The 16,306-nt window shown below is 66.9% G+C and carries 4 protein-coding genes and 2 pseudogenes; 2 read left to right on the forward strand and 4 right to left on the reverse strand.

The window, feature by feature from the left end; all coding sequences use genetic code 11:
• The 4 genes and pseudogenes from HOV77_RS19645 to HOV77_RS19660 form a co-directional block, all read right to left on the reverse strand.
• Nucleotides 1–609, reverse strand: a pseudogene (locus tag HOV77_RS19645) (HD domain-containing protein); the annotation flags it as partial.
• Between the two features lie 1,299 nt (nucleotides 610–1,908).
• Nucleotides 1,909–3,312 (reverse strand): annotated as a pseudogene (locus HOV77_RS34800) (trypsin-like peptidase domain-containing protein); the annotation flags it as partial.
• A complete protein-coding gene (locus HOV77_RS19655; RefSeq protein WP_290863892.1) occupies nucleotides 3,291–3,641 on the reverse strand; it encodes a CU044_2847 family protein in 351 nt (116 codons plus the stop codon). The pseudogene HOV77_RS34800 and the gene HOV77_RS19655, both read right to left, overlap by 22 nt.
• A 531-nt stretch (nucleotides 3,642–4,172) precedes the next feature.
• Entirely contained in the window at nucleotides 4,173–4,424 is a 252-nt protein-coding gene (locus tag HOV77_RS19660; RefSeq protein ID WP_290863893.1) for a DUF6458 family protein, read from the reverse strand.
• 314 nt (nucleotides 4,425–4,738) lie between these two features.
• Here HOV77_RS19660 and HOV77_RS19665 point away from each other — a divergent pair, with 314 nt between their 5' ends.
• On the forward strand, nucleotides 4,739–14,317 hold the full coding sequence (locus HOV77_RS19665) for a calcium-binding protein (protein ID WP_290863894.1): 9,579 nt from the start codon (nucleotides 4,739–4,741) through the stop codon (nucleotides 14,315–14,317).
• Between the two features lie 61 nt (nucleotides 14,318–14,378).
• Nucleotides 14,379–16,301, forward strand: a complete 1,923-nt coding sequence (locus tag HOV77_RS19670) for a M14 family zinc carboxypeptidase (protein WP_290863895.1) — start codon at nucleotides 14,379–14,381, stop codon at nucleotides 16,299–16,301.
• Nucleotides 16,302–16,306 lie beyond the last annotated feature (5 nt).

Below are 16,306 nucleotides of genomic sequence, written 5' to 3' on the forward strand. Positions count from 1 at the left end.
CTCGAAGGCGAGGTCCTCCAGCTCCCACTTGATCGTGTTCATGCCGAGCCGGTGCGCCAGCGGCGCCAGGATCTCCAGCGTCTCCTTTGCCGCCCGCTCTCGACTGATCGCCGAGAGATAGGTCAGAGTTCGCATGTTGTGCAGACGGTCAGCCAACACAATCACTGGTACTCGCGGGTCCTTGGCGGTGGCCACGACCATCTTGCGGATGGCCTCCGCCTTCGCCGTGTCGCGAAGCCTAACTTTACGGAACTTCGTCGCGCAGTCGACCAGGAGCGCCACGCTCTCGCCGAAGTCGGCACGCACCTGGTCCAGCGTGTACGCCGTGTCCTCAGCAACATCCTGTAATAGCGCTGCGACGAGCGTCGTGGTGTCCATGCCGAGCCCGGCGAGCACCCCGGCGACCGCCAGCGGGTGCGTGATGTAGGGATCGCCAGACTTCCGGTACTGCCCGCTGTGCCACCGGTCAGCCGTCTCGTACGCCTGCTGCAACAGGCGGATGTCGGCCCTCGGGTGCCATTTGCGGTGCTCGGAGATCAGCGGCACGAGCTCCTCGGCGACCAGGGTCGACTGCCAGCGGGCCTTGAACCGCGACAGGCGCCCACGTAATCCAATCCAAAGAACTCGTACCCGCTGTCTGTACGACAGCGAAACTCCAGGTAGGGTTCTGAGTACGGACGCAATATGCTCGCGTTGCCATGCGAATAGCCGATCGTCCACCGTCAGGTAAACAAGCTCCTTGACTCGGGCGATGTCCTCGATGTGGACGAGCGCCTCGAACGCCTGAACGCGGTCACTGACATCGAACCGAGAGTCTTTACAGATCCGGACGAGAAAGTCGAGTGTGTGTGGTTCGCGTGTTTCTGCTAGGGCTCTCAAAGAGCGCCATCGACCTGGGAATCCGGCTCCCGTGTCAACGCAGTACTCGCCGAGTGCGTCGATCGCCAGCTCTCGGGCTTTGGAAGGTGCCGCATGATCGTCGACAATATCCAAGAAGGTAAAGAAGGCCCGTGAGCTGTCGCTTATCTTGACGATCGAGTCCAGCGCGGCGCGAATCGTAGAGATGCTCGCGCTCGGACTTGTGGCGAGCCGCGACAATGCTCTGATCGTCTCCTCGGCAAGTCGTTCATTGATCACAACGCCATCTGAAGCGAGCGTAACGACTAGGTCACATACATCGAAACGGTCCTCCATGAGGGCGTCGATAATAGCGTTGAGGACGCCATTATCGTATGGAAGGGCGGCGGCTAATAGGAATCGCAGGTACGATTCCTGGCGTACCACATTTGATCCGTTGACGTCGGCCCTTTCTGCGGAGATGGCCTCAAGGATCTCCTCCTCAGCAAGCCCGGACACCGAAAATGCGTATTGCGCTGCGAGGAACTCCTGGATGGTCTGATGTAGAAAGTAAAAGTCCTCGACATGCTCGACGAGTATGCCGCTTCGACGAAGAACCTCGCGCAACATCGACTTCCATAAGTCTGCCGGAACTGTCGATGGCCGTAACGCAGCTGTCCATTCGTTTAGGAGAAGATCTGCTTGATCCGATATACCGCGTTGACGTGAATATGCTAGTTGGCATAGCCATCCGTCAGCTTCACGCAGAATCTCTTCAGCTGCGTTTTCTGCTGAACTTCCGAACGGCCTCAAAGTCTGGAGAAGCTGCTCCCTCAGGCCGCGACCGGAGGATTCGAACAACTGCGCGCGAAGCGTCGCCAGATACTCTTGATAGACAAGATATCGGCCTGGTGGGAGGGCCTTGCTCTCGTCCAAAAGGAAAAGCTGCAGGAGCATAGTCGCCATTAATGGGTTCTGAGCCAGGTCGCCGAGCCCGACCATCGTAATGGCATCTTCAAACCGCCGGGTCGATTCATCGATGTCGGGAGCACCCAGGGCTTTTAGCCAGCTCTGCGCAAGTGTCACCACCTGCTCGCCGTTGAAAGGCAACAATTCGTAAATTTGAAGTGCCTCGTAGAATTGTACAGACGCCATTTCGTGTTCCAGCGGTCGCGTCGCGATCATGAATTGGTACACGTCCGGCGACGATTCTGCCAGTGCGCGTAGCTTCTTGAGAATCGCATCGCGGCTGGTCGAGCTTGCAACCTCGTCAAGTCCATCGACGAGAATCAGCCAGCGTGCGCCGGACCACGGTGGACGGGAGAACACGTCCGCTGAAACCGGCGATATCAGGCCGTACGCACTCAACTCTGCGTTGATGCTGGAGGCGAGTGCGTCGGCTACCGTCTGCCGAGCAACCAAATCGGTTGCCATTACGCAACTAGGCACCTTCGTGACGTCAGTGAATGGGAGCTCCGCGAGCTCTCTTGTGACGGCGCGAAGAAGGCTCGATTTGCCGTAGCCTGCAGGTCCGGTAACGCAGAGGTCATCGTCGATATGGAGTAAGTCGTCTGCTGCCATAACGCGATTTGCGCCAGTCGATGTCGGTCTGGTCTGTGCTGCTGCGACCTGTCTGACATAGACGGATGACAGCGCGGGTAGCGGGCGACGATTGGGTCCCGGCGTGAATGAGTAGGGGTGAGTGTCGCTGTATCGCTTAAGCGAATTGATATACCGTCGAAGAGAGGTTGGCGGGTACTGCCATCTCCCCCTCTCAAGCTGTTCGTCCGACAGACTCTCGATCCATGGCAGATTGCTACGCGATGTCAAGGACCCAAGATAGATTCCGGCGGCCGCGATAATTTCACTCGCGGGCAACATGTGTGCGCTACCTCGCTCGTCCGAGGTAAGAAGCATGCCGCAGACGGCGCCCGTGGCTAGATTTAGGACAGCGCTGCCGCTATATCCAGGACCTACGGGGGTACCGAAGACTCTGCCCAACTCGACGTCTGGTGTCCCATCAGGGCGAGATCCACCCTGGTAGGTGAAGTTCGCGGATTGCCCGCGCTGATATCCGTTGGCCGGGTGCCCGAAGGTCCACAGCCTATCACCAATGTCAATGTAGGGATCCATTAGTACGTAGTCGAGTGCGATGCTTTCGCCGTCGATGCCGGTAAGAAACACCAGATCCAGGTCGCGAGATTCCTTGCGAGGTGCCTCTTGGCTGACCTGAAGATGTATCTGCCGACCGTGACTCGTGCGTCCGCGGACATTGGAGGACGCGCCGTCGAAGAGGTGTGCACACGTCGCGACGACACCCGGAGCGATGATGAAGCCGGTGCCGCGGATGGGCTGCAGGCCTTTGTGTGTACCCTCGACCTCTAGAGCGACGGTTGCCGCTCGCAGGATCTTCTCGGGTCCGCCCGCTTCTTCCGATCCTTGATCGGCGCTGTCTAGGCTTGCTCCCTGGTCCATTCAAGTCCGACCTTGATTGATGAATGTACGCTCGCCTTGCCGAGAATCGCCACGAGCCGACCGCTCTCCATGCCGAAGTTGCAGCCGAATTCAAGGGTGAGCTTTCGGGCGTCATGCTCTTGTATCTGACGGATCAGTTCGCCGGCGAAGGCGCAGAGCCCCGGAATGATCTGCTCAAGACCATAAGGGCTGGCCGCAATGTTCGATTCTCCGGAGTGAAACGTGGTGTCGACAAGATCGACTTTCAGGTAGACGAGTTCACCTCCCGCCATCACTGGCACCAGACGTGCGCTGGCCGGATCCTCGGACAGAGATCGTTCATCAATCAAGACGGCTCCCAGATAACCACGTTGTCCTATTCGCAGCCATTGGGCAACGATGCGCCGTTCATCCCAGCCAACGGCTACCCGGTGCGACGACTGTTGCCTGCTACCGTAGCGAACGGTGTCGACATGGGATAGACGGCGCTTCCACTGACTCAGTCCATGTGCCCGTCGGCGAGAGCAGGCCGACTGGTCCCCGCCCACGCCGTACAAGTGGCCTGCTGTCGTGGCTCCATGGCGTGGGTGAACCAAATGCAGGACCACCGACTGCTTTGATCTGGATCCTGTAATGGGCGCTGGCGTTCATTGGGCAGGCGGTTCACCCCGGGCTGAATATGATCTCGTACAACAGCAGGCCTTGGGCGCGCTTCCCGGAGCCGTCAATTTCGAGCCGGGTGTGCAAGGCCTACGCATCGGTTGGACGGCGGACTCTTGAAACGCTGGAAGTAGCCCGTCGTCTGAGCGCTTCCTGGGAGAAATACACATGCGGCCGGCGTACTCCCCTCGAGGTACGCCGGCCGCAGTCTGACGGAACCGTCACCGGACGGGCGGCGGCGGAACGTCCGAGCGCTCCTCGACCCGCCGGTACTCGGCCGGCTCGTCGGCCACCGTGGTGGTGCGCGAGCGGCGGTTGCTCCAGAAGATCGACGTGATGACCAGGCCCAGGGCGCCGGCCGCCATGAGGATCCAGCCGACGGCGTCGAGATCGATCCCGGCGATGCTGACATTCAGCGCGAAGGTCAGGATCGCGCCGACGGCGAGCAGGAAGATGCTGGCACCGATACCCACGACGCACTCCTCTCTCTGCGTACGGCCCCCGTGCTGTCACCGCCGGTACCCAGTCGGCCCGAGGTTGACACCCGACAGTCCGGTCCTGTCCTCCGTTAGCGGCTGCCGGTCTGGCCGTTCGCAGCGAGCAGCCGTGACAGAGAGTGGTCCGATCATCGCGTTCTGCTGTCTCTCATCCGACAACGAGCTGGCTCCCAGTGACGTCCCGATGATCTGATCCGCCGAAGGCATATACATGCCTCACTTTCATGGAACCGGCCTCAGTGGACTGTCCTGTCTGGCCGGCGGGTGCGATCGGACGGGCGACAATGGGGATGGGGAGCAGATCCCGGCTGGCCAGGGCCATCCGGGCAGTGCTGGCGCTGGTCTTGGTGACTCCGCTAGCGGTGGTGGTGGCAGGCGCGCCCGCGCACGCCGATCCGCCCGCTTGGGAGACGGCGCTGCGCCAGGTGGTCGCCGACACGGCGACGTGGTCCACCGGGCTGAGCAAGGTGGGGCAGCTGGCTCAGCCACTGCCCATGCTCGGCGTCAGCGCCGGATCGCTGGTCGACGCCGACCACGTCGTGAAGGCGGCCTCCGACGGGCTGACCGCGTACGGGCTGACCAACAGTGACCGCGATCTCGGTGGCGGCGCCCGGTTGACCAGCACCGTGACGGACACCGGCGGCGTACACGAGCTCGATATCCAGCTCTCGGTGAAGCGCGAGGTGACGGCCAAGGACTTCGCCGCCGCGGGGATCACCGCCGCGCAGGCGGTCACCGTCACGGGGTGGGCGACGCTGCGGCTCAAGGCCCGCTCCGACGGCACCACCACCTACCTCGTGCGCGACGCCGACGCGCCGCGCCTGGACATCGACGCCGTCGCTCACTTCCGATCCGATCTGGACAAAGCGACAGCCTCGGTGGGCATCCTGGAGGTCGCGCTGCAGCCGGGCACGACTCTCTCGGCCTCGACGCACCTAGTCGTACGCGTGAACGACCCCAACGGCGACGGCAAGCTGGCCTTCGGAACCGGCGGTGAACTGAGCGCGCCCGGATCGCTGACCGGCCTGCTCACGGCGGCGTTGGACGGCGCCGGCGGCGGCAAGGTCTCCGACGACGCGACCGAGGCGGGACCGGGCTCGATCACCGCCACGATCAAGCTCGGGGCGGCCGCGACCGGCGCCCCCGTCGGACTGCCGACCCTGGCCGCTACGATCCTCGTGAGCTGGCCCGACGTCAGTACCGGTCAGCCGACGGTGAGCGCCACGGGGCTCGACGGCACGATCGCCAAGTTCAAGAACATGAGCCCGCTCGACCTCGCGGCCGGGCTGGCTCAGCTCGCGACGTTCCTGTCGGGCGTGCAGAACAGCAAGGCGGCCGGCAACCTGAACCTGCCGTTCCTGCGCGGCACGTACGCCGACGCGGTCGCCGTCAACGAGAAGCTCACCTCGTTCCTCAAGAAGAACACCTACCCGAAGCCGGAGGACCCCGACTTCGTCGCCGGGACCGACGACCCGGCCAAGGCCGGTCAGCCGCGGTTCACTTCGTTGCAGCAGCTGCTGAAGCTGCTCTCCGACGAGGGTCTGCTCGGTGCGACACCGATGTCGTTCGCCAATGACAAGCTCGTCTTCTCGCTGGCGTTGGCGCGTACGCCTGGCTCGGCGATCGCGCTGGACCCGGGTGCGGCGAGCGTCTCCGGCAAGGGGGCGACGTTCACCCCGAGCGGCTTCTCCGTCGCGACCAACCGCTTCACGCCGGGGGCGTTGAAGGGCCAGCGGGTGGTGGCCGGAACCTCAGCCGGAACCGTGCAGGACAACACCGCGAATTCCGTCACGCTGACCGGCGAGTGGATCGGCGGCCGGCCAGGTGACGACAGCAGCTGGGTCATCAGCAGCTCCGATCCGCACATCGGCGCGGTGCAGCTCGGCGACGCCTTCACCCAGACGCTCGACGACGGCAAGAAGACCGGGCTGCGTACGGCGAACGCGCAGGCGAGCCTCGCTCAGGTGAAGCCGGCCTACACGGCCGCGATCACGCTGGTCCTCGATCTGCGGGACAACGTCGGCGACGCCGCCGCGAACGTCGACCGGGTGCTGTTGCGGACCGATCCGAACACACCCCTGTTCACCGCCGACTTCCCGATCACCTCGACGATCGACTTCTATACGAAGATCGGCTTCCTCAAGCTCCGGGTGAACGGCTCGCTCACCGTGGCCAAGGCGTCCGGCGTACCCGCCATGCTGAGCGTGAAGTTCAAGCAGGCCCAGGATCTCAGTCTCGGCGCGTTGTTCCAGAAGTTGCAGTCCGACCCGGCTGCCCTGCTCGACGTCACCTCCTCGGTACGCACCACCGGATCGGTCCGGCTGACCGTGCCCGGCGACACCGGCGTACTCGGCGAGGGGGTCAGCGCCACCTTCAGCCAGACCGCCGGGGGCGACCCGGTGATCAACGCGACCAACCTCGACGGGCTCTTCTCGCTGGACTACAACCCCGATGACCCGAACGCCCTGTTCGGCACGGTCGTCGAGGCGATCAAGCTGATCAACCAGGCGCTGGCCTCGGCCAACGGCGGCAGCGGCATCATGGACCAGAAGATCCCGCTGCTCGGCAAGTCGCCGCGGGAGATGATGGGCAGCGACGAGAGCGGCGTCGGCACCTCGGTCAGCTACACCGCGGAGAACGACAACTTCCTGCTCAAGGACACCAGCCGGGATGTGAACTCGAAGTTCCCGCTCCGGTTGAAGGATCGCACCGTCGTCATCGGGACGAAGGCGTACCGGATTCTCGACGTCGTCGACGACCAGACGCTGCGGATCGCGGCGGCCGGGTCGGCGACGCCCGAGGCCGGTGCGGCGTACGCCGTCCGCCCGGAACTGGCCGAGGCGGTCGACCGGCTGCTGGCCAACCCGCCGGAGACGCTGCAGGACGCGCTCGACATGGTCAACAAGACCATCGGCGAGGGCAGCGGCCTGAGCTTCGCCCTCGATCAGCGGGAGGGCGGCCCTTACCTGCGCATCGGATTGGACTGGAAGCGCAAGTTCCACACCGGTACGCCCCTCACCTTCGCCTGGTCGGGCGCGGGCGACCTGGTCAGCCTCGACTCGTCGGGGACGGTGGCGCTGGACGTCACCGGCGAGGCCAGCCTCGGCCTGCTGTTGCCGTTGGCGCTGGACTCGGCTCCATTGCTCGACCACTCCTCGCACGCCGGCGTGACCGTGTCGGTCGCTGCGAACCAGGTCGCCCTGGCCGCCCGGGTCGGCCCGCTGGCGCTGGAGCTCGGCAAGCCGGGGGACTACGCGAGCGTTCAGGGCAACCTGAAGCTCGGCCTGACCACCGGCGCCGACGAGGACAAGCCGGTGCTGGACGGGTTCCTCGGGCTCAGCCCCGCGCTGACCACCGACGGCGTGGACTGCGGTGGCGGCGTCGGCGGCGCGAACGTCGCGCTGTGCGCCCGGGCCCCGATCTTCCTGAACGACTGCGACCCGCCGGCGGGCAGCAACGTGCTGTCGCTGACGGCGACCAAGGACTTCGACCTCACCCCGCAGCTGCCCGATCTCGGGCCCTGCCTGCAGAGCCTGGTACTCAAGCTGACCGACTTCAACGTCGGCATCGACGGCTACCTGGCGAAGCTGGAGGACGCGCTGCGGCTGGCCAGCTTCGACGGCAAACTGCCGTTGGTCGGTGACGACCTGCAACAAGGCCAGCGGTTCATCCACCAGTTGCGGGAGGACATCAAGGCGGCCATCGGCCCGGTCCTCGCCAACGCGCCCGCCAACAGCGACGGCCTGGACACCGCGTTGACCGCCGCGATGCAGCAACTCGATCCGGCGCTGTCCGTCGACGTCGCCTGCCGCCAGGGCGTACCCGAGCCGTGCTCGCTCGCGGAGGTGCAGTCCGTCCGCATCCAGCTGACGACGCAACGCGGCAATCCGTCCGCTGTGGACGGATGCGCCGGAACCGAGTGCCTGGGCACCGACGTCCCGCTGGATCTGGGCGTACCGGGGTTGGCGTTGAAGGCCAAGAAGGGGGCGACCGGTGGCGTGCACGTGGCGCTCGGGTGGAAGCTGCACCTCGACCTGGTCCTCGACCGGACCGAGGGCTTCTACGTGGCCACCCACTCGGGCAACGACCTGTCGCCCGAGCTGCAGATCGGCGCGAAGTTCGACGCGGACGACCTGGAGGCGCAGCTCGCCTTCATCCAGGTGCTCGCCGAGAAGAAGTCGTCCGCTCCGCTGGCGAGCGCGTACTTCGGGATCGACCTGAAGGGCTCGGCGGCCGAGGAGAGCTGCTTCGCGCCGAACCCCTGCACCGCCGACCCGAACGCCAAGCTGACCCTCGCGGAGCTCGGTGACCTCGGTTCGCTGATGAAGACCAACCTGACCGCGACCATCGCGATCGACTGGCAGCTGACCGCCAAGGTTGATCCGAGCACCGAGGTCGGCTCGGCGTTGCCGGGCATCAGCGCCCGGTTCAAGCTGGGCTGGGGGATCAGCAACCACACCGGCGAACTGGTCCCGGGGAACCTGAACATCGAGTTCTCCGACATCGCGCTGGACGCGGGTGCGTTCTTCAGCAAGATCCTGAAGCCGGTCCTGGACAAGGTGAAGTCCGTGACCGGGCCGCTCCAGCCGGTCATCGACACCCTGTACGCGCCGATCCCGGTTCTGTCCGACCTCTCCAAGGCGGCCGGTGGACCCGACATCACCCTGATCTGGCTGGCGAAGACGTTCAGCACCCTCAACGGCGGCCCGAACCTCGACTTCGTGGACACCGTCCGGGCGGTGATCGACTTCATCAACCATGTTCCCGACTGCACGACGAGCTGCAAGATTCCGCTCGGCACCTTCTTCGTCAACCCGGCGAAGGCGCTGACGACGCTGGCCTCGCCGGCCTCGGCGGCGGGCCTGATCGACAATCCGCAGCCGGTCAGCGCACAAGAGGTCAAGTCCAAGGTGGACGGAGCGTCCAACGGCGCGAAGCTGTTCGACGCCCCGGCCGGGCAGAAGAGCAACGCGGCGAAGATCGGCTTCACCTTCCCGATCTTCGACAATCCCGGGTCGTTGTTCGGCCTGCTGCTGGGCCAGGACGTCGAGCTGGTCGGCTTCGACTCGGGCCCGCTGGAGCTCGGCTTCTCCTGGCGGCAGTCGTTCGGCCCCGTGTACGCGCCGCCGCCGGTGATGATCACGCTGTCCGGCAGCGCCTCGGTGACCGCCCGGTTCATGGCCGGGTTGGACACCAAGGGGATCCGGCACGCGATCGAGGCGGCGACCAACGGCACCGCGGTCAACGCCGTGAGCCTGCTCGACGGGTTGTACTTCAAGACGACGGATGCCAACGGCGTGGTCGTCCCGGTGGTGACCCTACGCGGGGAGATCGCGGCGGGAGCCGAGGTCACCCTGCTGATCGTGAAGGCCGGCATCGAGGGCGGCGTACGCCTGACGGTCGGGTTCGCCTGGAACGACCCGGACAACGACGGGAAGTTCCGCCTCAGCGAGTTCCTGCAGGCGTTGCTGACCAACCCGATCTGCCTGTTCACCACGAGCGGTCAGCTGTCGGTGTTCCTGCGCGTCTACATCACCATCGACCTGTTCCTGTTCTCCAAGACGTGGAGCTTCACACTGGTCAACGCGGTCCTGCTGGACTTCCGCGCCCAGCCCGACTGTTCGCCGCCACCGCCGGAGCTAGGCGGGGTGAGCGGGGACACCCTGGTCGTCTTCGCGGGCAAGTTCGGCAAGTCGGCCCAGCGCGGTCACTCCGCGTGGGACAACACCGCCGGCACCTACCCCGGTGACGTCGTCAAGGTGTACGCGTTGCATTACGCCGACGCGAACGACCCCGGCGGCAGCGACGACTTCGACGGCTTCGCGGTCGAGGCGCTGGGGCGTACGCAGCAGTTCCTGGATCCGAACCTGAAGCGGGTGGTCGTCGACGGCCGGGGTTACTCGGTCAGCGACGCCGACAAGACCGCGATGTCGGTGATCTTCCTCGGTGACGGCGACCCGTCCGGCAACGGCACGGCGTCCCCGTTCGACAAGACCGCCGTCGTCTTCGGCTCGGACGGCAAGGACCAGATCCGCACCGGCACCGGCCCGGCGTACGTGGACGGCGGCCCCGGCGACGACACCATCGTCACCGCCGAGTCGGCGGGCACGACCGCGTGGGTCGCGGGCGGCTCCGGCAACGACAACATCACCACGGGCGACGGAACCGGCACGGTCGCCGGGGACAGCGGCCTCGGCTACACGACCCAGGACGTGACGGCGGGCGGCAAGACCCTCTCCGGCGTCGTGAACTGGTCCAGCCTGACCCCACCGGCGGAAGATCCCGACGGCGGGTCCGGAGTGGACACCGTGACCGTCGGCCACGGCGGGAACACCGTCTACGGCAACGGCGGTGACGACACGCTTGCCGCGATGGTCGACGACGCCAAGACAAACGGCACGAACATCATGGTCGGCGGAGCCGGGGCGGACAGCGTCAACGGCGGCAACGGGCCGGACAAGATCTACACGTACGCCCAGAGCGAGCCGTCCGACGCCGACGCCGACGGGGTGGGCGACGCGGGTCTGACCAACATGGTGGACACCGGCGGCGGGCAGGACGAGGTCTACGGCAGTGCGGGCGTCGACCTGGTCGTCTCCCACTCCGCCAACGGCCAGACCGGCACGATCAAGGGATTCGGCTCCGACGACGTGCTGATCGGCGGCTACGGCACCGACCAGATCTTCGGCGGCCCGGGTGACGACTACCTGATCGCCGAGCCCTCCGACGTCGGAGCGCCGGACGGAACCGACGGTTATGGACCGTTCCGCCCGGTCACCCACCACCCGCTGCCCGCAGGTACGCAGTCGCAGACCAAGCTTCTGGTCGGCGGCCTGGGTAGCGACCACATCATCGGCGGCGACGGCGGCGCGACGATCTTCGGGGACAAGCACCTGGTCGCCGAGGCGTGCGCCGACAGCGCCACCTTTGCCCAGCCGGTCCCGGCTGTGCAGGGCTCGGCCGACCTGATCCTGGGTGGCGCCGGAGTCGACGTGGTCACCGCGGGCGGTGGCGACGACCGCACCGACCTCGGCAGCGGGGCCGACCGCGCCTGTGGCCAGCTCGGCGACGACATCCTGGCCCTCGGCGGGGACGACGACAAGGCCTGGGGCGGTGACGGCGTCGACCAGATCTTCGGCGACGCCGGGCTCGACACCGTCTACGGCAACGCCGGAAGCGACGGTCTCTACGGCGGCACCGACGTGGACACCGTGGAGGGCAACGACGGCGCCGACCAGATCTACGGCGGCGACGGCGCGGACGTCCTCTACGGCGGAAGCCGGGCCGCGGGCGAGACCGACCAGGGCACCGACTACGTCTACGGCGAGGAGGGCGCGGACCGGATCGTCGGCGACAACGGCACTCCGGCCGACGGCTCCGCCGGGGCGTACCCGTTGGATCTGGCCGGGACCGTCCCGACCGCCGGCGCGGCCGACGTGCTGCACGGCGGCGGCCAGGACGACCGGATCTTCGGCGGCCTGGGCGACGACCTGATCACCGGTGACGGCGACCAGGACGTGATCGAGGGCAACAACGGCGCGGACACGGTCAGCGGCGGCGACGGCGACGACCAGATCATCGGCGGGTCCTCCGAGGAGGCCTCGGCCGGCGTGGGCCGTCCCGACGGCTCCGACATCTTGGTCGGTGACGCGGACGACGACCTCATCGCCGGTGACAACGCCAAGTTCACCGACGGCACGGTCGCCCGGATCGTGGCGGGACGGGCCGTGCCGCAGCGTGCCATCACGCTGCTCGACCTCGGTCTGAACCCGGTCGCGGGCACGAGCGCCGGCGACTACCTCGCCGGGCTCGGCTCCGACGACGTCCTACTCGGGCAGGGCGGACCGGACCGTGTTCTCGGCGGCGCGGGCGCGGACTACGCCGAAGGCGGTCCGGGCAGCGACTGGGTCGAGGGTGACCTCGGCGACGACGACCTGGTCGGCGGTTCCTCTACCGTGGACAACGCGGTCAGTGGAACCGGCCAGCCGGACGGCGCGGACGCCCTCTTCGGCGGGCCGAACTCGGACGTCGTCCTCGGCGACAACGGCGCGATCCTGCGCCCGTTGGCCGGGGAACCGGCGGCAGCGGTGACGGCGCGACTCGCCGCCGACGGCTCGGCGTACCTGCCGAGGGTCATCTCACTGCTCGACCGGGGCAACGCCGATCCGCTGCGTCAGGGCGGAGACCGCATCAGCGGCGGCGACGGCGTTGACATCGCGTACGGGCAGGACGGCAACGATGCGATCTCCGGTGACGGCGACGCCGACTACCTGGAGGGCAACGGCGGCACCGACACGCTGCGCGGCGACCTCGGGCTCGGCCAAGCCGGGCACAGCACGGTCACGCCGCTACCGGCCCAGCCGTGGCCGGGCGCACCGAGCGCGGCGGATGACCTCATCGGCACCGGTACGCCGGACGGTCAGGACGACCTGATCGGCGGCAGTTCGGCAGCCGGCTTCCGGGACGAGGCCGACGTCGTCGAAGGCGACGGCGGCGACGACGTCATCCTCGGCGACAACGGGTCGCTGCTCCGGACGGTGACCGCCGGCAAGGAGAAGGTGTACGCCGAGCGCTACCCGACCGGGGCGGATCTGACGAACGCCACAGTGGTGCGTACGCACGACCCGGCGTTGCCCGGCCCGTCCACCCGGTTCTGCACGACCGCACAGGCGACCTGCGAGCCGACCGGCGCCTGGGGTGCCGACCAGCTCTACGGCGACGGCGGGAACGACGGGATCTGGGGTCAGGACGGCGACGACACCGTCTGGGGCGGCTCCGGTGACGACGACCTGTTCGGCGAACTCGGCTCGGACACGATCTACGGCGAGGCCGGTGAGGACGCCATCGTCGGCGACCGCGGCGGCCTGATGAACCAGTACCTCAACGCCGACGACGTGGCGGCGCTCGGGTTCACGATGACGCTGTCCAGCGTTCCGCAGGAGACGTTCACCGGGTTCCGCCTCGGCGCGTACGACCGGCGGGCGGACCTGCGGCACGACACCGACGGCGACGCCTGGATCGGGTCGCCGACGGACCCGGCGATGCCGCACAACGGTCTGACCGAGGGCGGCTTCGACCTGATCCGCGGCGGTTCGGGCAACGACGACATCCACGGTGGCTGGGGTGACGACGTCATCAACGGCGACAGCGGTGGCGACGACATCTTCGGCGCGGCGGGCTCGGACGTCCTGTGGGGCGGCAAGGGCTGCGACCCGGTCCTCGACGCGGCCACTCCGGACTGCCTCGTCAACGGCGTGTTCACCGCGTCGTCGCGCGGCACGAACGACCGCTTCGTGGACCACGTCTTCGGCGGGTCGGGGGAGAGCCTCGACGAGGGCTTCGGCTCCGACGTGCTCGACGTGAAGCCGCGCGGGGTGTACGCCGACTGCCAGCCGGGCCGGTGGCCGACCGAGGTCAACGGGATCACCCGCGATCCGTGCCTGTGGTTCCAGTGGACCGACATGACCAATGCGTCCGATGTGGACAACCAGCACCACCAGGGCACCGACTGGATCTACGGCGGCTGGGACCGCGACGTGATGGAGGCGGACGTGGCGCAGAACGGGCCGAGCGCGGGTGACCGGCTGCTCGACTGGAACGGCGCCTACAACCTCTACCTCCACTGCAACGCGGCGTACGGCGGCTACAACGACGTCCGCCAGCACAGCCCGGCGATGCAGGACTTCATCACCCGGCTGGCCTGGGCGTCCGGAGCCGGGCGTACCGCGGCTGACATCGGCACGGCGGGCACGTCCGCCTTCGGCGAGCTCGCCTTCACCTACGTCGGCGACACCGGCGACCACGGGGCGGGCAAGGCGTACCCGGGCTCTCCGGGCCACTTCTCCGACCCGGTCTCCTGCACCGACTGACCCTCACGGCCGGTGGGCGGCTCCCGCCCACCGGCCCTCCCATTCCTCGCGGAGGTAATCCATGCGGCGACGAGTCGCGTCCGCCCTGTCGGTGCTCGCTCTGGGCGCCGCGTTCAGCCTGTTCAGCACGCCCGCGGAAGGCGCGGCCTCCGCGCAGACCTATCGAGTACGCGGACTGGAGCCGGGCCAGGAACTCCTGCTCGATCGGGCCGGAGCCGTCATCACCGACGTCGACGAAGGCGCGGTCTACGTGAAGGCCCGCCCGGATCAGGCAGCCAGCCTGCGCAAGCAGGGTTTGAAGGTGGACACCATGTCGGCGGCGACTCTTGCCGCCGGCCTGGGGCCCGTGGACCCCGGGTACACGGACTACACCGAGATGCAGGCCGAGGTGACCCGGCTCGTCGGCCTCTACCCGACGCTGGCTTCGCAGCAGGTCATCGGCAAGTCCTTCGAGGGCAAGGACATCGTCGCCCTCAAGATCTCCGACAACGTGGGGGTGGACGAGACCGAGCCGGAGATGCTTTTCACGGCGAATCAGCACGCTCGTGAGCACTTGACCGTGGAAATGGCGCTGTATCTGGCGAACATGCTGCTCAACGACTACGGGACCGATCCGGCGATCACCAAGATCGTGGACAACCGGGAGATCTGGATCATCCCGATGGCCAACCCGGACGGCGCCCAGTTCGACATCGCCTCGGGCACGTACCAGAACTGGCGCAAGAACCGGCAGCCGAACTCCGGCTCGACCGCGATCGGCACCGACCTCAACCGTAACTGGGGTTACAAGTGGGGCTGCTGCGGCGGATCGTCGAACGTCAAGTCGTTCGACACCTATCGCGGGTCGGCGGCCTTCTCGGCGAAGGAGACGCAGGTGATCCGGGACTTCGTGCTGAGCCGCCGGATCGGCGGAACCCAGCAGATCGCCGAGCACCTCGACATCCACACGTACTCCCAGCTCGTCTTGTGGCCCTTCGGATACACGACGTCGACCGTCGTCGGGCCGATGACCGCCGACGCGTACGCCGTTCACCGCGCGATCGGCACCGAGATGGCCGACCTCAACGGCTACTGGCCGGGGCAGTCCAGCGGCCTCTACATCGCCGACGGCGTGATCGGCGACTGGATGTGGGCCGACCAGAAGATCTTCAGCTTCACCTTCGAGATGTACCCGAAGCGGTCTGATCTGCTGGAGCAGTTCTACCCGCCGGCATCGGCGATTCCGGCGCAGACCAGCCGGAACCGGCAGGCCTTGATCCGGCTCGCCCAGTACGCCGACTGCCCCTACCGGTCGATCTCGAAGGAGAACACGTACTGCCCGGTGGCCGACGACTACACGCTGACGGTGCCGGGAGCGACATACCTGGTGGCCCAGGGCAGCTCGGTGAGCACCACGATCGCGGCGACGATGACGACCGGGGCGAACCAGCTGGTCTCGCTGACCGCGACCGGTGCGCCGGCGGGGATGACTCCCGTCTTCGGGCTGGGCTCGATCCCGACCGACGGGTCGACGCATCCGATCACGTTCTCCACCTCGGCGAACACGACGCCGGGGGAGTACACGATCGTGGTCCGGGGAGATGGAACCGCCGGCACCGTACGCACGACGCCCGTCACGGTGATGGTCACCGGCTCGGCGAACTGCCAGGGAGCGAACGCCACCGACGTCCCGATTCCGGACGATGGGACTGCCGTGACGAGCTCACTCACCATCGCGGGCTGCGGCGGCAACGCGAACGCGACCGCCCGGCTGGAGGTCCACATCGCCCACACCAACATCGGTGACCTGCAGCTCCGGCTCGTGGGGCCGGGCGGCGCTGTGCTGATCCACGACCGGGACGGCGCCGACATGAACAACATCGACAAGATCTACACGCTCGACCTGTCCGGTCAGACCGCCGACGGGACGTGGTCGCTGGAGGCGACCGATCTGGAGAGCGGCTCGACCGGGAAGATCGACTCCTGGACGCTGACCCTGAAGTAGGTTCG

The sequence above is a fragment of the Hamadaea sp. genome (assembly GCF_013362815.1).
In the GTDB taxonomy this organism is placed as follows: domain Bacteria; phylum Actinomycetota; class Actinomycetes; order Mycobacteriales; family Micromonosporaceae; genus Hamadaea.